The sequence below is a fragment of the Sphingomonas sp. Mn802worker genome, from assembly GCF_000382485.1.
Lineage (GTDB): Bacteria > Pseudomonadota > Alphaproteobacteria > Sphingomonadales > Sphingomonadaceae > Sphingomonas.
In genome coordinates this window covers 113,711-139,034 of record NZ_AORY01000011.1, presented here as the reverse complement: position 1 = coordinate 139,034, position 25,324 = coordinate 113,711, and the positions used below count along the sequence as shown (strand labels likewise).

General features: G+C 66.0%; 29 protein-coding genes and 2 tRNA genes. 22 read left to right on the top strand and 9 right to left on the bottom strand.

What is annotated here, in order from left to right; all coding sequences use genetic code 11:
- Positions 1 to 13 precede the first annotated feature (13 nt).
- Genes SMN802W_RS0109370 through SMN802W_RS0109355 form a run of 4 tightly spaced genes read right to left on the bottom strand, consistent with a single transcriptional unit; the run spans position 14 to position 5,873 of the window.
- Positions 14 to 1,198: an acyl-CoA dehydrogenase family protein gene (locus SMN802W_RS0109370; protein ID WP_019516647.1), complete on the bottom strand. Its 1,185-nt coding sequence runs from the start codon at positions 1,196 to 1,198 to the stop codon at positions 14 to 16.
- Positions 1,195 to 2,520 carry an amidase family protein gene (locus SMN802W_RS0109365; protein ID WP_019516646.1) on the bottom strand — a complete coding sequence of 442 codons (1,326 nt, stop codon included), beginning with the start codon at positions 2,518 to 2,520 and terminating at the stop codon, positions 1,195 to 1,197. The genes SMN802W_RS0109370 and SMN802W_RS0109365 overlap by 4 nt, the downstream gene beginning before the upstream one ends.
- A gap of 46 nt (positions 2,521 to 2,566) precedes the next feature.
- Positions 2,567 to 4,591 carry a 3-hydroxyacyl-CoA dehydrogenase NAD-binding domain-containing protein gene (locus SMN802W_RS0109360; RefSeq protein WP_019516645.1) on the bottom strand — a complete coding sequence of 675 codons (2,025 nt, stop codon included), beginning with the start codon at positions 4,589 to 4,591 and terminating at the stop codon, positions 2,567 to 2,569.
- A 58-nt stretch (positions 4,592 to 4,649) separates the two neighbouring features.
- Positions 4,650 to 5,873, bottom strand: a complete 1,224-nt coding sequence (locus SMN802W_RS0109355; RefSeq protein ID WP_019516644.1) for a serine hydrolase domain-containing protein — start codon at positions 5,871 to 5,873, stop codon at positions 4,650 to 4,652.
- Positions 5,874 to 6,022: 149 nt separating this feature from the next.
- On the opposite strand from SMN802W_RS0109355, the gene SMN802W_RS0109350 reads away from it, so the two are divergent.
- The 5 genes from SMN802W_RS0109350 (at position 6,023) to SMN802W_RS0109330 (ending at position 10,115) form a co-directional block, all read left to right on the top strand.
- Positions 6,023 to 7,750: a class I adenylate-forming enzyme family protein gene (locus tag SMN802W_RS0109350; protein ID WP_051083570.1), complete on the top strand. Its 1,728-nt coding sequence runs from the start codon at positions 6,023 to 6,025 to the stop codon at positions 7,748 to 7,750.
- A gap of 38 nt (positions 7,751 to 7,788) precedes the next feature.
- Positions 7,789 to 8,520, top strand: coding sequence for a Crp/Fnr family transcriptional regulator (locus tag SMN802W_RS0109345; protein ID WP_019516642.1), 732 nt, complete (start codon positions 7,789 to 7,791; stop codon positions 8,518 to 8,520).
- A 60-nt stretch (positions 8,521 to 8,580) separates the two neighbouring features.
- On the top strand, positions 8,581 to 9,822 hold the full coding sequence (locus tag SMN802W_RS0109340; protein ID WP_019516641.1) for an AI-2E family transporter: 1,242 nt from the start codon (positions 8,581 to 8,583) through the stop codon (positions 9,820 to 9,822).
- Between the two features lie 46 nt (positions 9,823 to 9,868).
- Positions 9,869 to 9,945, top strand: a tRNA-Asp gene (locus SMN802W_RS0109335).
- 93 nt (positions 9,946 to 10,038) lie between these two features.
- Positions 10,039 to 10,115, top strand: a tRNA-Asp gene (locus SMN802W_RS0109330).
- A gap of 45 nt (positions 10,116 to 10,160) precedes the next feature.
- On the opposite strand, the gene SMN802W_RS0109325 is transcribed toward SMN802W_RS0109330, so the two are convergent.
- From SMN802W_RS0109325 to SMN802W_RS18580, 4 genes are all read right to left on the bottom strand, one after another.
- The gene (locus tag SMN802W_RS0109325; protein ID WP_026325952.1) at positions 10,161 to 10,370 is read right to left on the bottom strand and encodes a DUF2842 domain-containing protein; all 210 of its coding nucleotides are present in this window, start codon (positions 10,368 to 10,370) and stop codon (positions 10,161 to 10,163) included.
- Positions 10,367 to 10,909, bottom strand: coding sequence for a 5-formyltetrahydrofolate cyclo-ligase (locus tag SMN802W_RS0109320; protein ID WP_019516639.1), 543 nt, complete (start codon positions 10,907 to 10,909; stop codon positions 10,367 to 10,369). Before SMN802W_RS0109320 ends, SMN802W_RS0109325 begins: the two co-directional genes overlap by 4 nt.
- A 193-nt stretch (positions 10,910 to 11,102) precedes the next feature.
- The gene (locus SMN802W_RS0109315) at positions 11,103 to 11,408 is read right to left on the bottom strand and encodes a cell division protein ZapA (protein ID WP_019516638.1); all 306 of its coding nucleotides are present in this window, start codon (positions 11,406 to 11,408) and stop codon (positions 11,103 to 11,105) included.
- Complete coding sequence (locus tag SMN802W_RS18580; protein ID WP_019516637.1) at positions 11,408 to 11,584, bottom strand: hypothetical protein; 177 nt, start codon at positions 11,582 to 11,584, stop codon at positions 11,408 to 11,410. The genes SMN802W_RS0109315 and SMN802W_RS18580 overlap by 1 nt, the downstream gene beginning before the upstream one ends.
- Before the next feature lie 159 nt (positions 11,585 to 11,743).
- Between SMN802W_RS18580 and gap the strand changes: the two genes are divergently transcribed.
- Genes gap through SMN802W_RS0109295 form a run of 3 tightly spaced genes read left to right on the top strand, consistent with a single transcriptional unit; the run spans position 11,744 to position 14,440 of the window.
- Positions 11,744 to 12,745 (top strand): type I glyceraldehyde-3-phosphate dehydrogenase, encoded by a 1,002-nt coding sequence (gene gap, locus SMN802W_RS0109305; protein ID WP_026325951.1) that lies wholly within the window; start codon positions 11,744 to 11,746, stop codon positions 12,743 to 12,745.
- Between the two features lie 52 nt (positions 12,746 to 12,797).
- Complete coding sequence (locus SMN802W_RS0109300) at positions 12,798 to 13,325, top strand: MOSC domain-containing protein (RefSeq protein ID WP_019516635.1); 528 nt, start codon at positions 12,798 to 12,800, stop codon at positions 13,323 to 13,325.
- The gene (locus SMN802W_RS0109295) at positions 13,250 to 14,440 is read left to right on the top strand and encodes a phosphoglycerate kinase (protein WP_019516634.1); all 1,191 of its coding nucleotides are present in this window, start codon (positions 13,250 to 13,252) and stop codon (positions 14,438 to 14,440) included. Before SMN802W_RS0109300 ends, SMN802W_RS0109295 begins: the two co-directional genes overlap by 76 nt.
- A 33-nt stretch (positions 14,441 to 14,473) precedes the next feature.
- Here the strand turns inward: SMN802W_RS0109295 and SMN802W_RS0109290 are convergent, their stop codons facing one another.
- Complete coding sequence (locus tag SMN802W_RS0109290; protein ID WP_019516633.1) at positions 14,474 to 14,932, bottom strand: TlpA family protein disulfide reductase; 459 nt, start codon at positions 14,930 to 14,932, stop codon at positions 14,474 to 14,476.
- A 154-nt stretch (positions 14,933 to 15,086) separates the two neighbouring features.
- Between SMN802W_RS0109290 and SMN802W_RS0109285 the strand changes: the two genes are divergently transcribed.
- The 14 genes from SMN802W_RS0109285 to nuoF all read left to right on the top strand — a co-directional run bounded on the left by SMN802W_RS0109285 (position 15,087) and on the right by nuoF (position 25,164).
- Positions 15,087 to 15,326, top strand: coding sequence for a ribbon-helix-helix protein, CopG family (locus SMN802W_RS0109285; RefSeq protein WP_019516632.1), 240 nt, complete (start codon positions 15,087 to 15,089; stop codon positions 15,324 to 15,326).
- Positions 15,323 to 15,661, top strand: coding sequence for a type II toxin-antitoxin system PemK/MazF family toxin (locus SMN802W_RS0109280; RefSeq protein ID WP_019516631.1), 339 nt, complete (start codon positions 15,323 to 15,325; stop codon positions 15,659 to 15,661). The genes SMN802W_RS0109285 and SMN802W_RS0109280 overlap by 4 nt, the downstream gene beginning before the upstream one ends.
- Positions 15,662 to 15,684: 23 nt before the next feature.
- Positions 15,685 to 16,593, top strand: a complete 909-nt coding sequence (locus SMN802W_RS0109275; RefSeq protein ID WP_019516630.1) for a class I fructose-bisphosphate aldolase — start codon at positions 15,685 to 15,687, stop codon at positions 16,591 to 16,593.
- 99 nt (positions 16,594 to 16,692) lie between these two features.
- Positions 16,693 to 17,388: a thiamine phosphate synthase gene (gene thiE / locus SMN802W_RS0109270; protein WP_019516629.1), complete on the top strand. Its 696-nt coding sequence runs from the start codon at positions 16,693 to 16,695 to the stop codon at positions 17,386 to 17,388.
- A 52-nt stretch (positions 17,389 to 17,440) separates the two neighbouring features.
- Entirely contained in the window at positions 17,441 to 18,031 is a 591-nt protein-coding gene (locus tag SMN802W_RS0109265) for a M23 family metallopeptidase (RefSeq protein WP_019516628.1), read from the top strand.
- Positions 18,032 to 18,094: 63 nt separating this feature from the next.
- Positions 18,095 to 18,658 carry an elongation factor P gene (gene efp / locus SMN802W_RS0109260; RefSeq protein ID WP_019516627.1) on the top strand — a complete coding sequence of 188 codons (564 nt, stop codon included), beginning with the start codon at positions 18,095 to 18,097 and terminating at the stop codon, positions 18,656 to 18,658.
- Between the two features lie 218 nt (positions 18,659 to 18,876).
- Entirely contained in the window at positions 18,877 to 19,689 is an 813-nt protein-coding gene (locus tag SMN802W_RS0109255; protein ID WP_019516626.1) for an inositol monophosphatase family protein, read from the top strand.
- A gap of 165 nt (positions 19,690 to 19,854) precedes the next feature.
- A complete protein-coding gene (locus SMN802W_RS0109250) occupies positions 19,855 to 20,229 on the top strand; it encodes an NADH-quinone oxidoreductase subunit A (RefSeq protein ID WP_019516625.1) in 375 nt (124 codons plus the stop codon).
- A 2-nt stretch (positions 20,230 to 20,231) separates the two neighbouring features.
- On the top strand, positions 20,232 to 20,789 hold the full coding sequence (locus tag SMN802W_RS0109245) for a NuoB/complex I 20 kDa subunit family protein (RefSeq protein WP_019516624.1): 558 nt from the start codon (positions 20,232 to 20,234) through the stop codon (positions 20,787 to 20,789).
- A complete protein-coding gene (locus tag SMN802W_RS0109240; RefSeq protein WP_019516623.1) occupies positions 20,786 to 21,643 on the top strand; it encodes an NADH-quinone oxidoreductase subunit C in 858 nt (285 codons plus the stop codon). The genes SMN802W_RS0109245 and SMN802W_RS0109240 overlap by 4 nt, the downstream gene beginning before the upstream one ends.
- Complete coding sequence (locus SMN802W_RS0109235) at positions 21,640 to 22,920, top strand: NADH-quinone oxidoreductase subunit D (RefSeq protein WP_019516622.1); 1,281 nt, start codon at positions 21,640 to 21,642, stop codon at positions 22,918 to 22,920. The genes SMN802W_RS0109240 and SMN802W_RS0109235 overlap by 4 nt, the downstream gene beginning before the upstream one ends.
- A complete protein-coding gene (locus SMN802W_RS0109230) occupies positions 22,917 to 23,147 on the top strand; it encodes a hypothetical protein (RefSeq protein WP_019516621.1) in 231 nt (76 codons plus the stop codon). The genes SMN802W_RS0109235 and SMN802W_RS0109230 overlap by 4 nt, the downstream gene beginning before the upstream one ends.
- Positions 23,147 to 23,854 carry a complex I 24 kDa subunit family protein gene (locus tag SMN802W_RS0109225; protein ID WP_019516620.1) on the top strand — a complete coding sequence of 236 codons (708 nt, stop codon included), beginning with the start codon at positions 23,147 to 23,149 and terminating at the stop codon, positions 23,852 to 23,854. Before SMN802W_RS0109230 ends, SMN802W_RS0109225 begins: the two co-directional genes overlap by 1 nt.
- Entirely contained in the window at positions 23,851 to 25,164 is a 1,314-nt protein-coding gene (gene nuoF / locus SMN802W_RS0109220) for an NADH-quinone oxidoreductase subunit NuoF (RefSeq protein ID WP_019516619.1), read from the top strand. Before SMN802W_RS0109225 ends, nuoF begins: the two co-directional genes overlap by 4 nt.
- Positions 25,165 to 25,324 lie beyond the last annotated feature (160 nt).

Here is a 25,324-nt window from a genome sequence, read left to right as displayed (position 1 = left end):
GAGAGGTCGTTGGTTACGCGCCCGGTAGTTCCAGGATGCGCTTGGCGATGATGTTGAGCTGGATCTCGCTCGTCCCGCCCTCGATCGAGTTCGCCTTGGTACGCAGCCACGCGCGGGCGTGGTGCCCGCCGCGGCTCGCCTCGCTCTCCCATTCGAGCTCGTCGGAGCCGCCCGCTGCCATCATCAGCTCGTGGCGACTCTTGTTCAGCTCGGTGCCGTAATATTTCATCATGCTCGGCTGCGCGGGGTGCGCGCGGCCGGCCTTCAACTCGTCGATGAAGCGCTCGCTCTGCGCGGTGAAGGCACGGGCGCGTACCTCGAACAACGCGATCTGCGCGCGCAGCAACGGGTCGGCGAGGCGGCCGTCATGGTCGAGCCCGATCGTCGCCAGCGCGCCCTCGATCAGCGGGTTCTTGCCACCGGCGCCGAGCCCCATCCCTGAGATCATCTCGCGCTCGTGCCCGAGCAGGTATTTGGCGACGTCCCAGCCGCGGTTGAGTTCGCCGACCAGGTTTTCCTTCGGCACCTCGACATTGTCGAAGAACGTCTCGCAGAAGGGCGAGTAGCCGCTGATCAGCAGGATCGGCTTGGTCGAGACGCCCGGCGTGCGCATGTCGAACAGCACGAAGCTGATCCCGCCCTGCTTCGTCGTCTTGTCGGTGCGGACCAGGCAGAAGATCCAGTCGGCCTTGTCGGCGTAGCTGGTCCATACCTTTTGTCCGTTGACGAGGAAATGGTCGCCCTTGTCCTCCGCGCTGGTCGCGAGGCTGGCGAGATCGGACCCGGCATTGGGCTCGGAATAGCCCTGGCACCAGCGGATCTCGCCACGCGCGATCTCGGGCAGGAAACGCTTCTTCTGTTCCTCGGTGCCGTATTTGAGCAGTGCCGGCCCGAGCATCGAGATGCCGAAGGAGTAGAGCGGATTGCGCGCGCGGATGCGGGCCATTTCCTCGCGCAGCACCTTGGTCTCCGCCGCCGACAGCCCGCCGCCGCCATATTCCTTTGGCCAGTCGGGGACGGTCCAGCCGCGCGCGCCCATGCGGTCCATCCACGCCTTTTGCGCCGGCGTCATGTCGCTCTGGTCGCGGCCGCCCCAGGCAGTGTCCTTGTCCGAGCGTATGGGCTCGCGCATTTCGGGCGGGCAGTTCTCCTCCAGCCAGGCGCGTGTCTCCGTGCGGAACGTGTCGAGATCGGTCATATACGGCTCCTGACGAGGTCGTGCGCGACGCGCGCGACCGCGATGGCGTGATGGTCGGCGTAAAGGTCTGCGATCACTTGCGCGCCGATCGGCAGGCCGTCGCCGTCGTGCTCTAGGGGCAAGCTGGTGGCGGGCAGCATCGGCAGCGTGGCGAGGCCGGCCCAGGCGAACTGGTGAAAGAATTGCGTGTCGGCGCCGTCCACGTCGAGGCGGCGCTCGGCAAGCGGGGTGTCGTCGTGCGGGAAGGCGGTGGTGCCGAGGGTCGGCGCGATCACCGCGTCGTAATTCTCGAATAGTCGCCGCCACTGGCGTTGCAGCCGCGCCTGCTCGTCGTGGAGGTGCAGCCAGGTATCGACCGACACGGGTGGGCGGCTATCGGGCGGACCGCGCCGCGACATCGCGATGTTGAGCATGTTCCAATAGGTGTCGTGCTGCCGCGCGAGGTCGGGTAACACGTCGCTGGTGCGGTCTACATGCGCGCCGCCATGCTCCAGCACCGTGCCGAGCATTTCGAGCGCCTGAACGATCGCGTCCTGCGCGGTCGCGAGCGGGTGGCTGGTCAGCAGCAGGATGTGCAGATCAGCGGCGTTTCGCACGGACGAAGGCTTGAGCGGGTGGTCGGCCACCACGTCGAGCGCGGTATCGAGATCGTCGGGGTGCCGAGCGAGTGGGCCGATGACGGACAGAACGCTGCGCGCGCTGTCTGTGCCGGGATGGAAATGGCCATCGGTCGGCAGCACGCCCCAGGTCGGCTTGTGCCCCCACACGCCGTTGAAGGCGGCCGGCACGCGGATCGAGCCGCCGATGTCGGAGCCGAATTCGAGCGGCACCATCCCGCTGGCGAGTGCGACCGCCGAGCCGCCCGACGATCCCCCGGCGCTGCGGTCGGGGTTCACGGCGTTCAGCGTGCGGCCGTAGACCGGATTGTTCGATTGCAGGTCGGAGAGCGCGGGCGGCACGTTGGTCTTGCCGAGCAGGATCGCGCCCGCCGCCTTCAATCGCTTCACCGCGACCGCGTCGGCGGCAGGAATGAAGTCGCGATGTTCCTCAAAGCCGAACGTCGTCGGCAAACCGACGACGTCGAAGCTCTCCTTGATCGTCATCGGCACGCCGAGCAATGGCGCGTCGAAGCCGTCGGCGATTCGCCCGTCAAGCGCGGCGGCGGCAGCGCGTGCTCGGTCGAAGTCGCGCACGACGACCGCGTTCAGCGCACCGTCGCGTGCCTCGATCCGCGCGATCGCGGCATCGGTCTCGGCAAGCGCGGTGGTCTCGCGCGTGCGGATTGCGGCGGCGGTGGCGAGGGCGGAGCGTTCGTGAGCCACTAGCCCTCTGCCCGATGGGTAGAGGGGGCATGATGCGCCGCCACCATCACTTGATCGTACCGGCCTTGAGCGTATCCGCGACCTTGAAGCCGTGCTTCTCCAGCCCCGCGACGACCTTGTCATAGCCTTCGCTCTGCGCCCAGAACATCGGGCCGCCGCGATACACCGGCCAGCCGTAGCCGTAGATCCACACCACATCGACGTCGGACGCGCGCTGCGCCTTTCCTTCCTCAAGGATCAGCGCGCCCTCGTTGACCATCGGGTAGAGCGTGCGCTCGACGATCTCCTGATCGGTGATCTCGCGCTTGGGCATGTTCGAGCGACTGCGGAAATCCTCGATGATCTCAGCGACGCGCGGGGAGGGGGTGGCATTACGCTTCTCGTCGTAGTCGTAATAGCCCGCCTGCTTCTTCTGCCCCCAGCGCCCTTCGGCGGCGAGCGCGTCGCGGATGCTCTCGATCCGGTTGGGATCGCGGTGCCAGCCGATGTCGACGCCGGCGAGATCGCTCATCTGGAACGGTCCCATCGGCATGCCGAATTCGGTGTGGACGCGGTCGATCTGCTCCGGCGTCGCGCCCTCCATCAGCAGCTTGTTCGCCTCGACCTGGCGCGGCATCAGCATGCGGTTGCCGATGAAGCCGTGCGTGACGCCGGCGACCACCGCGACCTTTCTGATCTTCTTCGCCAGCGCCATCGCGGTTGCGAGCACATCGTCCGCGGTCTTTTCGCCACGCACGATCTCGAGCAGCTTCATGACATTGGCGGGCGAGAAGAAGTGCATGCCGAGCACGTCTTGCGGTCGGCTGGTCGATGCCGCGATCTCGTCCACGTCGAGGTAGCTGGTGTTCGAGGCCAGGATCGCGCCGGGCTTGGCGATTTTGTCGAGCTTGCCGAAAATCTCCTTCTTGACCTCCATGTTCTCGTACACCGCCTCGATGATGAGGTCGCAGTCGGCGAGATCCTCGAGGTTGAGCGTGGGTTTCAGCAGCCCCATCGCCTGTTCGGGCGCGTCCGGCTTGATCCGGCCCTTCGCCGCCGACGCCTCGTAATTCTTGCGCATCACGCCCGTACCGCGGTCGAGCGCGTCCTGCTGCATCTCGACGATCGTCACCGCGATCCCGGCCGACAGGAAGTTCATGCTGATCCCGCCGCCCATCGTGCCCGCGCCGATCACGCCGACGCGGTTGATCGGGCGCAACGCGATATCGGGCGCGATGCCGTCGATCTTCGCGGCCTGACGCTCGGCGAAAAAGATGTGGCGTTGCGCGGCGGATTGCGTGCCCGTCATCAGGCGCAGGAACTGCTCGCGCTCGAACTGCATTCCCTCGTCGAACGGCTTCTCGGTCGCGGCGACGACGCAGGCGACGCACGCGGCGGGCGCGTCGAAGCCGCGCATCTTGCGGCCGTTGGCCTTCTTGAACGCCTCGACGGCTTCAGGGTCGGGGGCCACCTCGCGGTCGCGCACGCGCGGGATCGGGCGCTTGTTTGCGACCTCGCGTGCGAAGGCGATCGCGTCGGCTTCCAGATTGTCCTCGCCCACGACCTTGTCGACCAGCCCGATCTCCGCGGCTTTCTTCGCCGACACGGGATCGCCGAGCGCGATCATCTCCAGCGCCGCCTTGACGCCGACGAGGCGCGGCAGCCGCTGCGTGCCGCCCGCACCCGGCAACAGGCCGAGCTTGACCTCGGGCAGGCCGACCTTGGCGGAGGACACCGCGACGCGGTACTGGCACGCGAGTGCGACCTCGCACCCACCGCCGAGCGCAGTGCCGTGGATTGCGGCGACGATCGGCTTGCTGCTGGCGTCGATCATGTCGATCACCTCGTGCAGGCCGATCCCCTGCATCGGCTTGCCGAACTCGGTGATGTCGGCGCCCGCGAAGAAGGTGCGTCCGTCGCAGCGCAGCACCATCGCAGTGATCGAGGCGTCTACGACACCTTCCTTAACGGCCGCCTCCAACCCGTTGCGCACCGCAGCGCCGAGCGCGTTGACGGGCGGTGAGTCGGAGATGATGACGAGCACGTCGCCGTGGCGTTCGGTGCGGACGGGGTTCTGCGCAGGCGAAGTCATGGAAGGCGATACTCCGAAAAAAAGGGAAGGGCCGCGTCGCCGCGGCGTGAAAGGGGGATTAGGTCAGCGCGGCGTAGATCATCGTCTTTAACTCGCGCCGGATCGGATACAGGCTCGACGGGCTCAGCTGCGTCATGAAGACCATGTTGATGCGCTCGACCGGATCGATGAAGAACGCGGTCGAGAACATCCCGCCCCAGTAATATTCGCCGACGCTGCCCGGCATCATTGAGCGCGCGACATCGATCGTCACTGCGAAGCCGAGCCCGAACCCGGTGCCTGCATTCTGCGTTTCGCTGAACAGCGACTTCGACATCACCGACAGGTCCGCCTTGCCGGGCAGGTGGTTGATCGTCATCAGCTCGATCGTCTTGCGCCCGAGGATGCGGGTGCCCTCCAGCACGCCGCCGTTCAGGCACATGGCGCAGAACCGGTGATAGTCGAGCGCGGTCGAAACGAGCCCCCCGCCGCCCGAGACCAGCCGCGGTATCCGGCTCCACGCGCTGGCCGCGCCGCGGTCGTACATCTGCCGACCTTGCCCAGGCACGAAGGCATAGCAGTCGGTCAGCCGGTCGATCTTGTCCTCCGGCACCGCGAAGAAGGTGTCGTGCATGCCGAGCGGCTGGAAGATGCGTGTCCCGAAGAAGCGATCGAGCGACATGCCCGACACGCGCTGCACGACGGCGCCGAGCACGTCGGTCGCGACCGAGTAGTTCCACTGCGTGCCCGGCGAGAATTCGAGCGGCAGCTTGCCCAATTCGGCGACGAAACCGTCGAGGTCGTGGCCGCCGTGCCAGCTCTCCAGCTTCAGCTCGCGGTGCGCAGCATCGATGTTGGAGCGGTTCTGGAACCCGTAGGTGAACCCGGCGGTGTGCCGCAGCAGGTCGACCATCCGCATCGGCTCGTCCGTCGCCTTGGTCGCGAACGGCACGCCCGCGCCGCCACCCGCATAGACGCCGACGTTCTTCAACTCGGGCAGTACGTGGTGGACGGGCGTGTCGAGCGCGACACGGCCTTCCTCCACCAGCATCATGAACGCGACCGAGGTGACCGGCTTGGTCATCGACGCGATGCGGAACAGCGAGCGATCGTTGATGGCGGCGTCCTCGCCCTCGCGCGCGGGACCCTGCGACGACAGGTGCACGACCGCGCCTTCGCGCGCGACGAGCAGTTGTGCGTGCGGCAAGAGGCCGGTGTCGAGGTAGCGCGCCTTCACGAAGGCATCGATCGCGGCCAGCCGGTCGGTATCGAACCCGTGCTCGGCAGGTTTGGCGTTCGTCATCGTGCGGTCCGTACCCCTGGTTCGAAGAACATCCGCTTCCTACGCCTTGAGCGGCGCGCAAATCAACTCTAACCTCACACGCAAGCGAACCCGATCTTCAAGATTCGGGTGGACCTGAGCAACGGAGACGGTGCGTGGCGACACAGGCGATGGCAGATGCGGGCAAGTGGCCGGCGATGACGCTCGACGCGGTAGAACGCGCGCTGTGCGCGCCGGGTGCCCGGTTCGAGATGGAGACGATCGACATTCGCGGCGTGCCGACGCGGGTGTGGAAGAACGCGCCGCCGCATATGGGTGCGCTGGTCGCGCTGTCACGTACCCATGGCGAGCGGCTGGCGACGATCTACGAGGACGAGCGCGTCAGCTACGAGGCGCAATATCGCGCGATCGTTGCGCTGGCCGAAGTATATCGCGAGCACGGCGTGAGAAAGGGCGACCGCGTCGCGCTGGCGATGCGCAACCTGCCCGAATGGCCGGTTGCCTTCTTCGCCGCGACCGTCCTTGGCGCGATCGCGGTGCCGCTGAATGCGTGGTGGACCGGGGACGAGCTGACCTACGGTTTGGACGACTCGGGCGCGACATTGCTGGTGTGCGACGGTGAGCGCTGGGACCGGATCGCGCCGCATCTGGCCGAACTGCCCGCGCCGGCGCATGTGCTGGTCAGCCGCGCGACCGCGCCGCTGGAGTCGCCCGCCACGCGGCTGGAGGATGCGATCGGCATTCCGAACGAGTGGCGTGCGCTACCCGAGCGTCCGCTGCCCGACGCCGGACTGGTGCCCGAGGACGACGCGACGATCCTCTACACCAGCGGCACGACCGGCAAGCCGAAGGGCGCGCTCGGCACGCATCGCAATTTCATGACCAACATCATGTCGACAGGCTACGCCGGCGCACGGATGCTGCTGCGACGCGGCGATCCGATTCCCGCGCCGCAACCGCGCGTCGGGTTGACCGTCATTCCGCTGTTTCACGCGACTGCGCTGTCCGCCGGGCTGATGGGCGCGATGGCGGCAGGGCACACCAGCATCTACATGCGCAAATTCGAGGCGTTGCGCGCGTTCGAGATCATCGAGCGCGAGAAGGTCAATTCGACCGGCGGCGTGCCGACGATCGCATGGCAGTTGCTGGAGCATCCCGATCGCGACAAATACGACCTCTCCAGCCTGGAGGCGGTCGGCTACGGCGGCGCGCCCTCCGCGCCCGAGCTGGTGCGCAAGATTGCGGGCGACCTGCGCGCGATCCCGACCAACGGCTGGGGCATGACCGAGACGACCGCGACCGTCACCACGCACGGCGCGGAGGATTACATCCACCGGCCCGAGAGCTGCGGCCCGCCCGTCGCGGTCGCCGACCTGAAGATCATGGCTGACGACGGCGTCACCGAGCTGCCGATCGGCGAGGTCGGCGAATTGTGGGCGCGCGGGCCAATGATCGTGAAGGGGTATTGGAACAAGCCCGAGGCGAGCGCGGCGACCTTTGTCGACGGCTGGGTCCGCACCGGCGACCTTGCGCGCGTCGATGAGGAAGGGTTCTGCTTCATCCTCGACCGCGCCAAGGACATGATCATCCGCGGTGGCGAGAACATCTATTCGACCGAGATCGAGAACGTGCTGTACGACCATCCGGCCGTCACCGACTGCGCGCTGATCGGGCTGCCGCACCGCATCCTGGGCGAGGAGCCCGCAGCAGTGGTCCACCTGGCGCCGGGTGCGAGCGCGACCGAGGCGGAATTGCAGGCGTGGGTGCGCGCGCGGCTGGCCGCGTTCAAGGTGCCGGTCGCAGTCCGCTTCGTGCCCGAGACGCTGCCGCGAAACGCCAACGGCAAGATCCTGAAGCGCGACCTGAAGACGCTGTTCGAGGACCCGGTCGCCGCGTAAAGCTTTCCGCGACTGATCGAGGGAGCGAATAGTTGGGGGTGACCGACGATTTCCTGCGCGGGCGCGGGCGACAAGTGCTGACCGCCGACGAATGGGCGGCGCTGGAACAGGCGATCGATCGCATCGAGACGTTCCCGGCGCGCACCGCAATCACCCGCCGCGGCGACCGGGTGCGCGAGAGCACGCTGCTGATCGAGGGCGCGATGTGCCGCTACCTCGATGCGCGTGACGGCTATCGCCAGCTGCTCGCCTATCACGTGCCGGGCGATTTCGTCGACATGCACGGCTATACGCTGCAACGGCTCGATCACGACGTCGCGACGATCGTCGAGTCGCGCGTGGCGATGGTCGCGCACGGCCGGATCGACCAGATCATGCGCGACCATCCGCGGCTGGCGAAGATGCTGTGGCGCTCCACGTTGCTCGACGCGGCGATGCACCGCGAGTGGATCTTCCGGCTCGGGCGACTCGATGCCGCCGGGCGGGTCGCGCATTTCATCTGTGAGGTGCACGCACGGATGGAGGCGATCGGGCGCGTCACCGGGGATGTGTTCGCGCTGCCGCTGACGCAGCAGGATATCGGCGAGGCGTGCGGGCTGACCAGTGTCCACGTCAACCGCACGCTGCGCCGATTGCGTGAGGAAGGCGTCGCCGATGTCGCGCGTGGCGAAGTGCGGGTCGGCGACGCGGCCCGGCTTGCCCGGATCGGCGAATTCGATGCCGATTATCTGTATCTCGACACCGGACCATGGGGTAAAATCGACGTTTGAGCGCACGTGTGCGCGTCGGGGATATTCGCGGGTGCCGATTGGCGGTACGCGTGGAGGTACATGGCTGATCTTCCCGACCCTGTCGTCACTCCGGCTGACCCACTGACCGGCCCGGCCGAGCCTGCGCCTGCGGGTGTGTTCGGTCTTCCGTCCACGCCGGGCGAGGACGCGCGGATCGCGCAGCGGCGTGACCGGTTGCTGGCCTCGCTGACGCTGACGGCTGGCGTCGGATTGATGGTGGGTCTGCCGTTCGCGTTGAAGTCGGGGTCGGAGTTCTTTTTGCCGACGACGGTCGCGCTGGTGGTGTCGCTGGCGCTGATCCCGCTGCTGCAATGGCTTGAGCGGCGGCGGCTGCCGTCGCCGATCGCGGCACTAATGTGCGTGATCCTGTTCCTCGTCGCCGCCAATATCGCGATCGCTGCGATCGTCGTGCCCGCAACCGATTTCTTCCGGCTGCTGCCGTCGCGGATCGGGCGAATCCAGTCGAACCTGCGACCGCTGCTCGATCTTTATTCCAACCTCGAGCATTACGTGAACCGCACGCTGCGGCAGGTGGCGTCATCGCCGGTGCGCCCGTCGCCCAGCGCCGCGGTGTCGCCGCCCAGCTCGATCGTCGAGCTCGCCGCGACCAGCGCGCCTGCGTTCATCGTGCAGGTGTTCTACGCCATCCTCGTCGCATACTTCTTCCTGAGCGGCTGGACGCGACTGCGGCAACGGATGATCACCGAGCGGTCGAGCTTCGGCGGCGCGATGGCGACCGCGCGCGTGTTGCAGGACGTGGTCGACGACGTGTCGTCGTACCTCGGCACGATCACCGCGATCAACATCGCGCTGGGCGCGATCATCGCAACTGCGCTGTACCTGATCGGCATGCCGTTTCCATTGATGTGGGGCGGCATCGTCGTGCTGTTGAACTACATTCCCTATTTCGGGCCGGTGATCGCGGCGGTTCTGCTGGCGATCGGCGGCTTGATGACGTTCAACGACATCTGGACCGCGCTGACCGCGCCCGCGATCATGTACGGCGTGCATCTGGTCGAGGCGAATGTGGTGACGCCGTTGATCGTCGGACATCGGCTGACGATCAACCCTGTGCTGATCCTCATCTCGATCAGCTTCTGGGGCTGGGTCTGGGGCACCGCAGGAGCGCTGCTGGCGGTGCCGATTCTGATCATCGTGCAGACGGTGATCGGGGCGGCGGGGCGGCCCGACATCACCGGTTTCCTGTTCGAGCACGGCACCTTGGTGCGCGGGCGCGAACGGGACGCGAAAAACTTCGACGACGATACGCGATCCGGTTGACAGGGGGGCGGGCGCCGCCTAGCAGCCGCGCCTCACGCTTCTACAAGCGGGTGTAGCTCAGTTGGTTAGAGCGCCGGCCTGTCACGCCGGAGGTCGCGGGTTCGAGCCCCGTCACTCGCGCCATTCCCCTCGCCATAACGCGAGCGTGGTGGTCGAAGTCAGCGTGTTGACACGCAAGGGGCGCCAGCTTAGTTGGCGCGCCTTCACGCTTTGCAAGCGGGTGTAGCTCAGTTGGTTAGAGCGCCGGCCTGTCACGCCGGAGGTCGCGGGTTCGAGCCCCGTCACTCGCGCCATTGCCGGCGTTATTACGACAGCATCATCGTTGGTCCATACCGCGGCTACGCGCGCCAGCGGCCGGTCTCCATCCAGCGTAGCAGCGGCTTGAGCGGCGTGATCCAGATGATGCCCGCGACGAGGTAGAAAGCGAACTGGAGCGTCCAGTGCCAGCGCCCGACCACGCCCGACAGCGACATGATCACCAGCGACCAGATGAAGATCAACGCGAGGATGGCGAGCATGCCCACGGGTTTGCGCCAGTCGGGTGTCATCGCGTGATCCATTCCTGTTCGGTGACGATCGCGTGGAGCGGCGCGTCCCACGGATCGGCGTCGATCCGGGCAACCTCCTGAATGCTCCACGCGACGCCGACGCGGGCGGCATCGGAAGATTGTGCAAACGCGCGATCATAGTGGCCAGCGCCTTGCCCGACCCGGTTGAGCGCGCGGTCGAATGCGACCAGCGGGGTGAGGACGAGGTCGGGCGTGACCGGCTCGGCATTCTCGGCCGGCTGGCGCAGGCGGAATGGTCCGTCGAGGAGCGGCGCGTTCTCGTCCCAGATGAGAAACGCAAGCGCGGTTTCGCGATCAACGACATGCGGCAACGCGACGCGGCATCCCGCTGCACGCGCAGCGGCGACGAGTGGCGCAGGGTCGGCCTCGCTGCCGATCGGCATATAGGCTGCGACGATCATGTCGCGGCGGAGCATGGCACGCAGTCGGGCTGGCACGGAGAACGCGCGGGGTGCGGCGGCGACGAAGGCGTCGCGCGCGCGGCGCATCTCGGCGCGGAGCCGTTTCTTGTCGGTCATGCTGAACGCCGTGGCGCAGGGCGGGTGGCGGGACCGCCATGGTCGTTTGCCGGTATATCCACTGACGCACGGTACGTCAGGTGGGGATCATATACGTCGGACCAGGATCCGGGCAGGGACAACCCCCTTTGGATGATGAATAGCCTCAGGGATAAGTCTGGCTCGTACCGGGCAGAACCCGCCGCCACATGACTTAGGGCTTCGTGCCCTCGTCCTCAAGGGCTGCGGCGAGTGTTTCGAGCCGTTCGGCGATGCGCCCGAGCGCGACATCGGCGGGCGTCTCGGGCGGGGGTGCCTCGCGCGCCTCGATCAGCGCGTCCGCAAGCATCAGTGCCGTGAGCAGGAACGTGCGCGGCACCCCGCCGCTGCCCGCCGCACGCTTGGCCGCCGCCCAACGCTCGTCGATCAAGGCGCCCGCCTGCAACAGCCGTGCCTCGCCGCCGTCGCGGCACGCGACCTCGTAGGAGAGATCGCCGATCTTGAGCGTGACCATCGCCATTATTCGGCTCCCTCGCGCGCCATCACCGCGTCGAGCGCGGCGACCGCCTCCGCCATGCGCGATTTCAGCGCAGCGTGACGCTCGGCCACTGCCTCCGCTGCGACGCGGCGGCGCGCGATCGCCGCTTCGATTCGTTCAATCGCCTGTTCGATGCGCGCGAGTGCCGGATGATCCATGAAGGCAAGCGATAGGCAGGCACCGGCGGCCGGGCAAGACACTGGTTTTCGTCCCGCGTGTAGGCATAGGTGAACGAATACGTCCGATGCGGTTGACGCATGCCCCGCTTGCCCGGCAAAGGCCGCTGCAATTGCGAACAACCGGGCGAGGGAACGGCGATGACGAAGGTAGCGATCAACGGTTTCGGGCGGATCGGCCGCCTGGTGGCGCGCGCATTGCTCGAGCGGAACAGCGAGCTCGAACTCGTGACGATCAACGATCTCGCCGACGCGAAGTCGAACGCGTGGCTGTTCAGCCGCGACAGCGTCCATGGCCGCTATAACGGCACGGTCGAGGCCGAGGGCAACGACCTGGTGATCGACGGGCGGCGCATCCGCGTGACCGCCGAGCGCGACCCTGCCAATTTGCCGCACAAGGAACTGGGCGTCGACATCGTGCTCGAATGCACCGGCTTCTTCACCGACCGCGAGAGCGCGCAGAAGCATATCGATGCGGGCGCAAAGAAAGTGCTGATCTCGGCACCCGCTAAAGGCGTCGACATCACCGTCGTCTACGGTGTCAACGACGACAAGCTGGAGGCCGGGCACACGATCGTGTCTAACGCGTCGTGCACGACCAACTGCCTGGCGCCGGTCGCCAAGGTGCTGAACGATGCGATCGGGATCGAGCGCGGGCTGATGACCACCATCCACGCTTATACCAACGACCAGAAGATCCTCGACCAGATCCACCCCGACCTGCGCCGTGCGCGTGCGGCGGCGATGAGCATGATCCCGACCACCACGGGCGCGGCGCGCGCGGTGGGCGAGGTGCTGCCCGAGCTGAAGGGCAAGCTCGACGGATCAGCCGTCCGCGTGCCGGTGCCCGACGGCAGCCTGGTCGATCTGACCTTCACGCCCGCACGCGACACGACGCGCGACGAGGTCAACGAGTTGCTCAAGGCGGCGGCGGAAGGTCCGATGAAGGGCGTGCTGCACTTCTCCGACGAGCCGCTCGTCTCGATCGACATCGTCCACACGCCGTATTCGTCGACGGTCGACAGCCTTGAGACGGCGGTGATCGACGGCAAGCTGGTGCGTGTGGTCACGTGGTACGACAACGAATGGGGCTTCTCCAACCGCATGGTCGACACCGCCACCGCGATGGCGAACTTCGGCTGACAACCTTCGCCGTTGCGGCAGCCCCGCGGCAGCGCATCAACACGGAACCACGATGGGCATCCTCCTCGGCATCGCGCGCCATGCCTTCCCCAAGGCGCCGATGGAACTAATCGACCGCGCAGTCGTGACGTGCGAGGAGGGCATCCACGGCGACTATCGCGGCGCGATGAAGCGCAAGCCGTACAAGCGGCAGATGACGCTGATCGAACGCGGCGACTGGGCGGCGGCGCTGGCCGAGATCGGACGGAGCATCGGCTGGGAGGAGCGGCGTTCCAACCTGTTGATCGACCAGTTCGACCTGCCGCAGGTGCCGGGTACGCTGCTTCGGATCGGTGTCGACGTGGTGCTGGAGATCACGCGCGAGACCGATCCGTGCGAGCGGATGGAAGCACTGGCACCGGGATTGAAGGCGGCGCTGCTGCCCGACTGGCGCGGCGGCGCGTGCGCAATGGTGAGACAAGGCGGCGTGATCGCCGTCGGTGACGAAATCAGGATCGAGGAAACATGGACAAGTCCTTCCGAACGCTCGACGACATCAGCGATGTCCACGGCCGCCGCGTCCTCGTTCGCGAGGATCTGAACGTACCGTTGCACGACGGGCATGTGAGCGATGATACCCGTCTGCGTGCGACCATTCCGACGATCGCGGAGCTGTCCGACAAGGGCGCGATCGTGCTGATCCTGGCGCATTTCGGCCGTCCCAAGGGCGTGCCGTCGCCGGAGATGTCGCTGGCGCAGATCGTCAAGCCGTACGAGGCGGTGCTCGGCCGCGCGGTACGCTACATCGACTGGGAGGGTGCAGAGGCGGCGATCGCGACGATGCAGCCGGGCGACGTGGGTGTGCTGGAAAACACGCGCTTCTTCGGCGGCGAAGAGAAGAACGACGCGCAAGTCGTTGATCGCTTTGCCGGGCTGGGCGACCTCTACGTCAACGATGCCTTCTCTGCCGCGCACCGTGCGCATGCCTCGACCGAGGGCCTCGCGCGCCGCTTGCCCGCCTATGCCGGGCGTCAGATGGAGGCGGAGCTCGATGCGCTGGAGAAGGCGCTGGGCAATCCCGAGCATCCGGTCGCCGCGGTCGTCGGCGGTGCCAAGGTGTCGACCAAGCTCGATGTGCTCAAGCATCTGGTCGCGCGGGTGGATCACCTGATCATTGGCGGCGGCATGGCGAACACGTTCCTCGCGGCGCGCGGCGTGAATGTGGGCAAGAGCCTGTGCGAGCACGACCTGACCGGTACCGCGGAGGAAATCCTCGACGCGGCGGACAGGGCGGGCTGCACCGTGCACCTGCCGTACGACGTCGTGGTCGCGCGTGAGTTCAAGCCGAACCCGGACACGCGCACCGTCAACGTCCACGAGGTCGCCGCGGACGAGATGATCCTCGACATCGGACCTGCCGCAGCCGAGTCGCTGGGCGATGTGCTTAAGAACTGCCGCACGCTCGTGTGGAACGGTCCACTCGGCGCGTTCGAGACGCCGCCGTTCGATGCGGCGACGGTCGCGCTGGCGCGTACCGCGGCGGCGCTGACCAAGGAAGGCGGGCTCGTCTCGGTCGCGGGCGGCGGCGACACGGTTGCGGCGCTCAACCAGGCTGGCGTCGCGGGAGACTTCAGCTTCGTGTCGACTGCCGGCGGCGCGTTCCTTGAATGGATGGAAGGGCGCGAACTGCCCGGCGTGGCGGCGCTCGCACGCTGATGTCGCAAGCGCGCGGCCGGTCCGGTCGCGCGCTCAGCCGGCGGGGGCGGGTTCCTGCAACAACGGCACGATGACCTTGTTGAGCGTGTCGAGGTCGAACGCGCCGGCGGTGGCATAACGGATGCGTCCGGCGCGATCGATAATGTAGTTCATCGGCACTGCCGACACTTCCGAATACGGCCCCTTCGACCGCTTCACCGCCGGGATCGGCATCGCGGCGAACAACGGTTTCATGCGGTATAACGGTAGCGAGTCCTCGGTCGTGACCGCGAACGCGCGGAAGCCGTGCTTCTTCTGAATATCATAATATCGGTCGATCAGCGGCAGTTCCTTGCGGCACGGCACGCACCATGTCGCCCAGAAGTTGAGCAGCACCACCTGTCCTTTCAGGTCATCCCGGGACACCTTGCTGCCGTCCATCAGCGTGAAGGTGAAATCGGGCGCGACCTCACCGACCTTCGGCAGGCGCGCACTCGCGGGTGCAGCGCACATCAGGGCCGCTGCGGCGGCTGCTAGCCATCGTTTCATCATCGATCATCCCCCCGCAGCGATGCTGTGACGGTGCGCATGACACGTCAACGCTGCTTGCACGCATTTGCAAGGAAGCGTAGAGCTGCGTTTAACACGTTAAACAAGGGTGCGCGAAATGCTGGGTGTGCGACTGGACGAGGAGCTGGAACAGCGTCTCGCCGCGGTCGCGCGTTCGCAGGGACGCAGCAAGAGCGACATCGCGCGCGAGGCGGTCAGGCGTTACGTCGACTTGCATGACGAGGCGTTCCGGCGCGAGGCGCGGCGGCAGTCGCTGCGCGCATCGCGACGCGAGACGAGCAAGGATCACGCGTTCTGGGAGGCAGTTGAATCCTTCGAGGTCACGGTCGACCATTGAAGACGCCCGAAATCAGACATGGCGCGATCGTGATGGTCGCCGACCCGACCGGCGATGCTGCGCCGCGCGCGAGCGTCGTCGTGCAGGCCGACCTGTTCAACGACACCCACGCGACGATCACGCTCTGCCCATTGACCGCCACCATCGGCGGCGAGTCGCTGTTCCGCGTCGCGATCTCGCCGCAGGAACATACCGGCCTGTCGGTCGAATGCGAGGTGCAGGTGGATCGGATCACGTCGGTCAGGCGTCATCGGATCGTCAAAGTGATCGGCCATGCATCACCGACCCGGATGGAACAGGTCGACCAGGCGCTGCGGCGCTGGCTTACCTTGTGATTACAGAGCAATAGGAGCTGAACATGACCCCGATCGTCAAGAACATCCTCGACAAATACGAGGGCACCAGCCCGGCGGTGAAGGCCAATCTCGCGCGTATCCTGATGCACGGCAAGCTGGGCGGCACGGGCAAGGTGGTGATCCTGCCGGTCGACCAGGGGTTCGAGCATGGCCCCGCGCGCTCGTTCGCGATCAATCCGGCAGCATACGACCCGCATTACCATTACCAAATCGCGATCGACGCCGGGCTGTCGGCTTATGCAGCGCCGCTCGGCATGCTGGAGGCAGGCACCGACACGTTCGCGGGGCAAATCCCGACGATCCTGAAGGTCAATTCATCGAACAGCTGGGCGACGAGCATCAACCAGGCACAGACCGGCAGCGTCGAGGATGCGTTGCGGCTCGGTTGCGCGGCGATCGGCTTTACGATCTATCCGGGCTCCGACCACATTTTCGAAATGATCGAGCAAATCCGTGCGCTCCGCGAAGAGGCCGAGGCTGCGGGCCTCGCGACGGTGATCTGGTCGTACCCGCGCGGCGGCGACCTGACAAAGGACGGCGAACTCGCGCTCGACGTCGGCGCGTACGCGGCGCACATGGCGGCATTGCTGGGCGCACACATCATCAAGGTGAAGCTGCCGACCGCGCATATCGAGCAGAAGGACGCCAAGAAGGCATACGAGAAGCTCGACGCGTCAACGCAGGCCAAGCGCGTCGCGCATGTCGTGCAGGCGAGCTTCGCCGGACGGCGCGTGGTGGTCTTCTCGGGCGGCGCGTCGAAGGGCGCGGACGCGGTGTACCAGGACGCGCGCGACATCCGCGACGGTGGGGGCAACGGCTCGATCATCGGACGCAACACCTTCCAGCGTGAGCGCGGCGAGGCGCTGGAGATGCTCGCCAAGCTGATCGCGATCTACAAGAACGAGGAATAAGGCGTTATGATCGCGGCGGCTCTTCAATGGGCCGCTGCGAACGCGCACAGGTCGGCGTTGGCGCTTTCGTCCCAAGTGGCGAAGCGCTAGTGCGGTTCGATGGATATCGAAGACCCGCTCGGCCCGCTCGACCCCGGTTTCGCGACCGCTTTCCGGCGCGACGATCGACGGCCGGCCTGCCAATTGTACCTTGTCTCGCCACTGGACGTAAGCGGGGGCTTTCCCGACCGTTTGCGCCGCGCACTCGGCGCAGGTCCGGTTGCGGCGTTCCAATTCCGCGTAAAGGACATCGACCAGCACGCCGCGGCGAAGCTGGCCGAGCCGCTGCAGGCGATCTGCGCCGAGCACGATGTCGCGTTCATCGTCAACGACAGCGCGAGCCTTGCCAAGCGGCTGGGCGCGGATGGCGTGCACCTCGGGCAGGACGATGACGACGCGCGTGATGCGCGCGCGCTGCTCGGGCCGAAAGTGCAAATCGGGGTGACGTGCCACGACAGCCGCCATCTGGCGATGGAAGCAGGCGAGGCGAATGCGGATTATGTCGCTTTCGGTGCTTTCTACCCGACCACGACCAAGCACGTGAAGCATCACCCCGAGCCGTCGATCCTGTCGTGGTGGTCGACGCTGTTCGAATTACCGAGCGTGGCTATCGGCGGGATCACGCCCGACAATGTCGCGCCGCTGGTGGCAGCGGGCGCAGACTTCGTTGCGGCGTCAGGGTCGGTGTGGAACGGCGACGAGGTCGCGGCGGTGAAGGCGTTCGAGGCGGCACTGGCCGACGCGCATCGGCGCTGATCGCTGACAGCGCGCTTGACGAGCGCGTCGGTCCGCCGTTCATAGCGGTGCTATGACCCGGCTCGGCGCCATCATCCTGCTGATCATTGTCGTGGTCGGGGTCGGTTTCGCGTCGATGCTGTCGTTCGGTGGCGTGCCCACGCGCGTGAGCCGCAGCGCTGACGAGACAGTGGTGGCTCCATCGTCGGCGAGTGACGGCGCAGGGCTGAGCGTGCCGGTCGCGGGCGTTAGGCGTGAGGCGCTGCACGACAGCTGGGGCGAGGCGCGCGAGGGTGGCGAGCGCGGGCACCAGGGCATCGACATCATGGCGCCGGGCGGCACGCCGGTGATCGCGACCGCGGACGGCTGGATCGAAAAGCTGTTCGAGAGCGGGCGCGGCGGGACGACTTTGTATCAGCGGTCCGCGGACGGGCGTTGGGTCTATTATTACGCGCATCTCGCCGGCTATGCGTCGGGTCTGCGCGAGGGGTTGCGGGTCGGGCGTGGTCAGCTGCTCGGCTATGTCGGCGACAGCGGCAATGCGGGTGCTGGCAATTACCACCTCCATTTCGGCCTGTCGCGTATGGGCGCGGGCGAGCGCTGGTGGCAGGGTGAGAGCGTCGACCCGTATCCGCTTCTTGCCCGTCCGCGCTCCGGGCGCTAAGTGGCGGGCATGGGCTTCCCGCGCGTGCGGCGAGGCCCCAGCTCTTTTCCATAGGCGAGATCCATGAAGATCAGCGGCGTGGACATCCGTCCCGGCAACATCATCGAGTATGAAGGCGGCATCTGGCGCGCCGTGAAGATCCAGCACACGCAGCCCGGCAAGGGTGGTGCGTACATGCAGGTGGAACTGAAGAACCTGCGCGACGGGCGCAAGAACAACGTCCGTTTCCGCTCGGCAGAGTCGGTCGAGCGCGTGCGGCTCGACACCAAGGATTTCCAGTTCTTGTTCGCCGACGGCGACGGGCTCGTCTTCATGGACAAGCAGACCTACGATCAGGTGACGCTGCCGCGCGATCTGCTGGGTGATGCCGCCGCGTTCCTGCAGGACGGCATGGATGTCGTCATGGAATTGTACGACGACGAGGCGATCAGCGTGCAGTTGCCCGACACGATTGAGGCCGAGATCGTTGAGGCCGATGCGGTCGTGAAGGGGCAGACCGCCTCTTCGAGCTACAAGCCCGCGATCCTTGACAATGGCGTCCGCGTGATGGTGCCGCCGCACATTTCGGCCGGCACGCGGATCGTCGTTGATGTTTATGAGCAGACGTATGTGAGGCGTGCGGATTGAGACGATTAGCGCAAGCTAATCGCACAATCCGTCGCCCGGCCGGCGTGCCGTAAGGCGCGACCGACGCCGCGGGCTTCTCCCGCGGCGGGCTGCCGACAAGTTACCGCCCTCGACGAAGGGCCGGGGAGGGGCCGCCGGGGCGACCATCTCCCTCACGCGACGGTGCGTGGGGCTCCCCTCTGCCAAACCCTCTCCCCGGAGGGGCGAGGGCTTTTATCATGCCATCCCATTCCGGCCTGTTCACGATCATCGAGCGCGCGGCGCGCAAGGCCGCGCCGCGGCTGCGTCGCGACTTCAACGAGGTCCAGCAGTTGCAGGTCAGCCGCAAGGGGCCGGCCGATTTCGTCAGCCAGGCCGATCAACGCTGCGAGCAGACGCTGTACGAGGAACTGTCAAAGGCGCGGCCCGACTGGGGTTTCCTGATGGAGGAGCGCGGCGAGATCGAAGGCGATCCGACCAAGCCGCGCTTCATCGTCGACCCGCTCGACGGTACGTCGAACTTCCTCCACGGCATTCCGCATTTTGCGATCTCGATTGCGGTCGAGGAGCCGCTGCCGAACGGCAAGCGCGAGATCACGACCGCACTGACCTACCAGCCGCTGACCGACGAGAGTTTCTGGGCCGAAAAAGGCCGCGGTGCGTGGTTGCAGGACCAGCGGTTGCGCGTTTCGGCGCGACGCGAACCGTCGGAGGCGTTGATCGCGACCGGCATCCCGTTCATGGGGCACGGCGACTTCGTGCAATGGACGCGAATCTTCGGTGCGGTCGCGCCGCAGGTTGCGGGCATCCGGCGGCTGGGCGCCGCGACGCTCGACCTTGCCTGGGTCGCGGCCGGGCGCTTCGATGGCTTTTGGGAAAGCGACCTGAAGCCGTGGGACGTGTCGGCGGGCGTGCTGCTGGTCAAGGAAGCGGGCGGCTTCGTCACCGATTTCCGCGGCGGCGACCGCTACATGGAGCGCAACGAGTTCCTGGCGTCGAACGATAGCCTGCACTCGAGGCTGCACAAGATGGTGGCGCAATCGCTTCGTTGAGTTGCTGAGGTCGGAAGCTTCCCCCTTCCGCGGATTGGTCAGGCGTGTTGCGATTCATTCTCACGCCCCGCAAACCTTGCCCGCCTCTGTCGCGGAGCCTAAAGCGGCGGGCATTCGTTCGCATATGCAGTACGAACCCATGCAAGCCATATCGAGAGTCTGACATTGGTCGACCTGTCGCAATATCTGCCGATCCTGATGTTCCTGGGGGTCGCGCTTGTCCTGTCGTCGGCGTTCGTGTTCCTGCCGATGGCGGTGTCGCGGATCACCGGATCGCACAAGCCGACCGCGGAGAAGCTGTCCGAATATGAGTGCGGTTTCCCCGCGTTCGAGGACAGTCGCAGCCAGTTCGACGTGCGTTTTTATCTCGTTGCCATTTTGTTCATCATCTTCGATCTCGAGGCGGCGTTCCTATATCCTTGGGCGGTAAGCGTTTTCTCGCTCGGATGGACGGCGTGGATCAGCATGATGGTATTTATCGCGGAGCTGGCGCTCGGTCTCGTGTACGCGTGGAAGAAGGGAGCGTTGGAGTGGGAGTAGAAGTGCACTCCGGACCCGTAGGGCTCGTCAACGCGCCGGAAACCGACCGCTCGGTCGTCGCGCCCGACCAAGGCTTCTTTGATAGCCTGAACGGCGAGCTGACCGACAAGGGTTTCCTGGTTACCTCCTCGGAGGAGCTGTTCCAATGGGCGCGTACGGGCTCTTTGTGGTGGATGACGTTCGGTCTCGCGTGCTGCGCGGTGGAGATGATCCACGTCAACATGCCGCGCTACGACCTCGAACGCTTCGGTGCCGCGCCGCGCGCGAGCCCGCGACAGTCGGACGTGATGATCGTCGCTGGGACGTTGTGCAACAAGATGGCGCCGGCACTGCGCAAGGTCTACGACCAGATGTCGGAGCCGAAGTACGTCATCTCTATGGGCAGCTGCGCCAACGGCGGCGGTTACTATCACTACAGCTACTCGGTGGTGCGCGGTTGTGACCGCGTTGTGCCGGTCGACATCTACGTGCCGGGGTGCCCGCCGACCGCGGAGGCGTTGCTCTACGGCATCATGCAGTTGCAGCGTAAGATCCGCCGCAGCGGGAGCATCGAGCGATGAAGGCGCCGGCACCGGCTTATGCCTATAGCTTGAACGATGAGACGATCGCGGCGGCCGAGCGCGCGATCGGCAGCGGGCTGACCGACGCGTTCGCGCGTGCGGGCGAGGTGCAGCTGCACGTGACGCGCGAGGCGCTGATCGGTGCGCTGACCGTGCTGCGCGACACGCCGGGCCTCGAATACCAGCAGCTGATGGAGATCGCGGGCGTCGACTATCCCGATCGCGGGGTCGAGCGGTTCGAGGTCGTCTACTGCCTGCTCTCGCTGACGCGTAACCACCGTCTGCACGTCCACGTGCGCGCGTCAGAGGATACGCCAGTGCCGAGCGTCACGGGACTGTGGCCGGTCGCGGGCTGGCTCGAGCGCGAGGTGTACGACATGTACGGCGTGCTGTTCGCGGGCAACCAGGACCTGCGCCGCATCCTGACCGACTACGGCTTTCGCGGCCATCCGTTTCGCAAAGACTTCCCGCTCTCCGGCTTCGTCGAGATGCGCTATTCCGAGGAGCAGAAGCGCGTCGTGTACGAGCCGGTCCAGCTCGCACAGGATTTCCGCAGCTTCGATTTCATGAGCCCGTGGGAAGGCGCGGAATACGTGCTACCGGGCGACGAGAAGGCGAAGGATGCCGCGCTGCCTCAGGCCAAGGGCGCGCAGACGCCGGTGACCGCCACGCAGGTGCAGAAGGCCGGCGCAAGCGAGAGCGACAAGCAGCCGCCCTCCGCATCGAGCGAGCCGTACGCCAAGAAGGACGCGGCGAGCACCGCCGAGACCGGCGCCGGCAAGAGCAATCCTGATTCCAAGCCCGAGCCGCGCGATCCCGATGTCGCGCCGGGCAAGGGAGGGCAGAACCAATGACCGACACGCTTGTCGAGAAGGACATGGCCGTCGACCGCGAGGTCGATCCCGCGGTCGAGAAGATCATCCACGCGACCGACGCCTCGCACCCAAGCGCGGGCGATGTTGCGATCCAGAACTACACGATCAACTTCGGCCCGCAGCACCCTGCGGCACACGGCGTGCTTCGCCTCGTCATGGAGCTGGACGGCGAGATCATCGAGCGGATCGACCCGCACGTTGGCCTCCTCCACCGCGGCACCGAGAAGCTGATCGAGTACAAGACGTACGCGCAGGCGATCCCGTATTTCGACCGGCTCGATTACTGCTCGCCGATGTGCATGGAGCACACGTTTGTGCTCGCGATCGAGAAGCTGCTCGATCTGGAGGTGCCGCTGCGCGCGCAATATCTGCGCGTGCTGTTCGCGGAGCTAACGCGCATTTCCAACCACATGCTAAACCTCGGCAGCCATGTGATGGACGTGGGCGCGATGACGCCTAACCTGTGGTTGTTTGAAATCCGCGAGGATTGCTACGGCTTCTTTGAGCGCGCGTCGGGCGCGCGTATGCACCACAATTACATGCGGCCGGGCGGTGTTCACCAGGACGTGCCGCTGAAGCTGCTGACCGACATCGCCGACTGGCTCGACACGCGGCTGCCGCGTTTGTTCGAGGACGCGATCAGCCTGGTCGCCGACAACCGCATCTTCAAGCAGCGCAACGTCGACATAGGTACGGTTTCCCGCGACGACGCGATCGCCTGGGGCTTCTCGGGCCCGATGATCCGTGCGGCAGGAATCCCGTGGGACCTGCGCAAGTCGCAGCCCTACGACGTCTACGACCGCATGGACTTCGACGTGCCGGTCGGCACGCGCGGCGATTGCTACGATCGTTTCATGGTCCGCGTGGAGGAGGTGCGTCAGTCCGCGCGCATCATTCGCCAGTGCCTGAACGAGATGCCAGAGGGGCCGATCGCCAGCCTCGACCGCAAGGTGGTCCCGCCCAAGCGCGCCGAGATGAAGCAGTCGATGGAAGCGCTGATCCATCACTTCAAGCTCTACACCGAAGGCTATCACGTCCCCGCGGGCGAGGTGTATGTCGCGACCGAGAGCCCGAAGGGCGAGTTCGGCGTATATCTGGTCAGCGACGGCAGCAACAAGCCGTATCGCTGCAAGATCCGCCCGACGGCGTTCTCGCATTTGCAGGCGATGGACTTCATGAGCCGCGGCCACATGCTGGCGGACACGACGGCCATCCTGGGCGCGATGGACATCGTGTTCGGGGAGTGTGATCGTTGAGTGAGAGCGTCACCAACGAACTGATCTACTCGGTCATGCAGAAGATGCAGACCGACCTGTCGGAGCTGAAATACGACGTGCGTGACCTGAAGGTACGGATGACGATGGTCGAGGAGCACCTCGGCAGCTCCATTATCGCAACGTCGGGCGTCAACAGCCGCCTCGACCGCCTGAATGATCGTGTCGAGCGGATCGAGAGCCGCCTCGACCTTACGGAACATCGCTGATGGCTGACGGACCGCAGATCCCCGACGAAGCCGAGACCCGCGTGCGCTGGGGTGCGTTCGCGTGGGACGATGAGAGCCGCGAGAAGCGCAATGCGATCATGGCGCGCTACCCGGCCGGCCGCGAGCAGTCGGCGTCGATCCCGCTGCTCGATCTGGCGCAGCGTCAAGTCGGCCGCGAGACGCACACGCAAGGGTGGCTGCCCGTGCCCGTGATCGAGTTCGTCGCGCGTGAGATCGGCGTGCCGTACATCCGCGTATTCGAGGTCGCTACCTTCTACACGATGTTCAACCTGGCTCCGGTAGGGCGTTTCCACGTCCAGGTGTGCGGCACGACGCCGTGCGTGCTGCGCGGGTCGGACGACGTGTTCGCCGCGTGCAAGAACAAGGGGCTGATCAAGGGCCGCACCACCCCCGACGGCTTGTTCACGCTGACCGAGGTCGAGTGCATGGGCAATTGCGCGTCGGCGCCGATGGTCCAGATCAACGACGACAATTACGAGGATCTCGACTACGATCGCACCACAGCGATCCTTGAGGCACTGGCGAACGGTGGCACTCCCAAGCCCGGATCGCAGGAGCCGGGGCGTCACACGGTTGAGCCGTACGGCGGTCCGACGACGCTGACGGCGATGGTGAACGAGAACCACGATTACCGCGGTGAATGGGGGCAGGTAGCGCAGCCCGAGGCGGTGGAGCAGCAGGCATGAGTCTCGCCGACAAGGATCGTATTTTCACCAACCTGTACGGCTTCCAGTCGTGGCGGGTCGACGCCGCGATGCAGCGCGGTGATTGGGACAACACCAAGGACCTGCTGGCGCTCGGCCAGGACAAGATCATCGACGTAATCAAGGCGTCGGGTCTACGCGGGCGCGGCGGTGCGGGGTTCCCGACGGGCACGAAGTGGAGCTTCATGCCCAAGGAGCCCAAGCCAGACCGTCCCAACTTCCTGGTCATCAACGCCGACGAATCCGAGCCTGGCAGTTGCAAGGATCGCGAGATCATGCGGCACGATCCGCACAAGCTGATCGAGGGTGCGCTCGTTGCGGGCTTCGCGATGCGCGCGCGGGCGGCCTACATCTATATTCGCGGGGAATATATCCGCGAGGCCGAGGTGCTGTTCGCGGCGGTCGCCGAGGCGTATGACCGCGGTCTGGTCGGCAAGAATGCGTGCGGGTCGGGCTACGACTTCGACGTGTTCGTCCACCGCGGGGCGGGCGCGTACATTTGCGGTGAAGAAACCGCGATGCTCGAGAGCCTAGAGGGCAAGAAGGGCCAGCCGCGCCTCAAGCCGCCGTTCCCGGCGGGAGCGGGCCTCTACGGCTGCCCGACGACGGTCAACAACGTTGAATCGATCGCGGTTGCGCCGACGATCCTCAGGCGCGGTGCGGCGTGGTTTTCCAGCTTCGGCAACGAGAACAACAAGGGCACCAAGCTGTTTCAGATCAGCGGCCACGTCGAGAAGCCGACGGTGGTCGAGGAAGCGATGAGCATCAGCTTCCGCGAGCTGATCGAGAAGCATTGCGGCGGCATTCGCGGCGGCTGGGACAATCTGCTCGCGGTGATCCCGGGCGGATCGTCGGTGCCGCTGGTGCCGGCGAAGGACATCATCGACTGTCCGATGGATTTCGACGGGTTGAAGGGCGTCGGCTCGGGTCTGGGCACCGCCGCCGTCATCGTCATGGACAAGTCGACCGACGTCGTCCGCGCGATCAGCCGTATCTCATACTTCTACAAGCACGAGAGCTGCGGCCAGTGCACGCCGTGTCGTGAGGGCACCGGCTGGATGTGGCGCGTGATGGAGCGGCTGCGGACCGGTGACGCCGAGATCGGCGAGATCGACATGCTTCAGCAGGTGACCAAGCAGGTCGAGGGCCATTCCATCTGCGCGCTGGGCGACGCCGCGGCTTGGCCGATCCAGGGCCTGATCAAGCATTTCCGCCCCGAGCTGGAGCGCCGTATCAACGAGCGTGGCGGCGCGGCCGGTTCGCTGGCACCGATGCAGGAAGCGGCGGAGTGAGGCGAGGGGTTGCCATTCTGATGTCGGTTGCGGCTGTGCTGCCGTGTGCCGCGGTGGCGCAGCATACGGGTAGTCGTATCCCCGGCTCTCGGACGGCGATGGTCAGCAGGGTTGGAGACGATGACCTACAAAACTTGACTGTAAGTTCGGGTGATGACGC

Coding starts and splice junctions, on each gene's coding strand:
- SMN802W_RS0109370 (WP_019516647.1), bottom strand. CDS start 1,198: ATGACCGATCTCGACACGTTCCGCACGGAGACACGCGCCTGGCTGGAG.
- SMN802W_RS0109360 (WP_019516645.1), bottom strand. CDS start 4,591: ATGACTTCGCCTGCGCAGAACCCCGTCCGCACCGAACGCCACGGCGAC.
- SMN802W_RS0109355 (WP_019516644.1), bottom strand. CDS start 5,873: ATGACGAACGCCAAACCTGCCGAGCACGGGTTCGATACCGACCGGCTG.
- SMN802W_RS0109350 (WP_051083570.1), top strand. CDS start 6,023: ATGGCAGATGCGGGCAAGTGGCCGGCGATGACGCTCGACGCGGTAGAA.
- SMN802W_RS0109340 (WP_019516641.1), top strand. CDS start 8,581: ATGGCTGATCTTCCCGACCCTGTCGTCACTCCGGCTGACCCACTGACC.
- SMN802W_RS0109325 (WP_026325952.1), bottom strand. CDS start 10,370: ATGACACCCGACTGGCGCAAACCCGTGGGCATGCTCGCCATCCTCGCG.
- SMN802W_RS0109320 (WP_019516639.1), bottom strand. CDS start 10,909: ATGACCGACAAGAAACGGCTCCGCGCCGAGATGCGCCGCGCGCGCGAC.
- SMN802W_RS0109315 (WP_019516638.1), bottom strand. CDS start 11,408: ATGGCGATGGTCACGCTCAAGATCGGCGATCTCTCCTACGAGGTCGCG.
- SMN802W_RS18580 (WP_019516637.1), bottom strand. CDS start 11,584: ATGGATCATCCGGCACTCGCGCGCATCGAACAGGCGATTGAACGAATC.
- gap (WP_026325951.1), top strand. CDS start 11,744: ATGACGAAGGTAGCGATCAACGGTTTCGGGCGGATCGGCCGCCTGGTG.
- SMN802W_RS0109300 (WP_019516635.1), top strand. CDS start 12,798: ATGGGCATCCTCCTCGGCATCGCGCGCCATGCCTTCCCCAAGGCGCCG.
- SMN802W_RS0109295 (WP_019516634.1), top strand. CDS start 13,250: ATGGACAAGTCCTTCCGAACGCTCGACGACATCAGCGATGTCCACGGC.
- SMN802W_RS0109290 (WP_019516633.1), bottom strand. CDS start 14,932: ATGTGCGCTGCACCCGCGAGTGCGCGCCTGCCGAAGGTCGGTGAGGTC.
- SMN802W_RS0109285 (WP_019516632.1), top strand. CDS start 15,087: ATGCTGGGTGTGCGACTGGACGAGGAGCTGGAACAGCGTCTCGCCGCG.
- SMN802W_RS0109275 (WP_019516630.1), top strand. CDS start 15,685: ATGACCCCGATCGTCAAGAACATCCTCGACAAATACGAGGGCACCAGC.
- thiE (WP_019516629.1), top strand. CDS start 16,693: ATGGATATCGAAGACCCGCTCGGCCCGCTCGACCCCGGTTTCGCGACC.
- SMN802W_RS0109265 (WP_019516628.1), top strand. CDS start 17,441: ATGACCCGGCTCGGCGCCATCATCCTGCTGATCATTGTCGTGGTCGGG.
- efp (WP_019516627.1), top strand. CDS start 18,095: ATGAAGATCAGCGGCGTGGACATCCGTCCCGGCAACATCATCGAGTAT.
- SMN802W_RS0109255 (WP_019516626.1), top strand. CDS start 18,877: ATGCCATCCCATTCCGGCCTGTTCACGATCATCGAGCGCGCGGCGCGC.
- SMN802W_RS0109240 (WP_019516623.1), top strand. CDS start 20,786: ATGAAGGCGCCGGCACCGGCTTATGCCTATAGCTTGAACGATGAGACG.
- SMN802W_RS0109235 (WP_019516622.1), top strand. CDS start 21,640: ATGACCGACACGCTTGTCGAGAAGGACATGGCCGTCGACCGCGAGGTC.
- SMN802W_RS0109225 (WP_019516620.1), top strand. CDS start 23,147: ATGGCTGACGGACCGCAGATCCCCGACGAAGCCGAGACCCGCGTGCGC.
- nuoF (WP_019516619.1), top strand. CDS start 23,851: ATGAGTCTCGCCGACAAGGATCGTATTTTCACCAACCTGTACGGCTTC.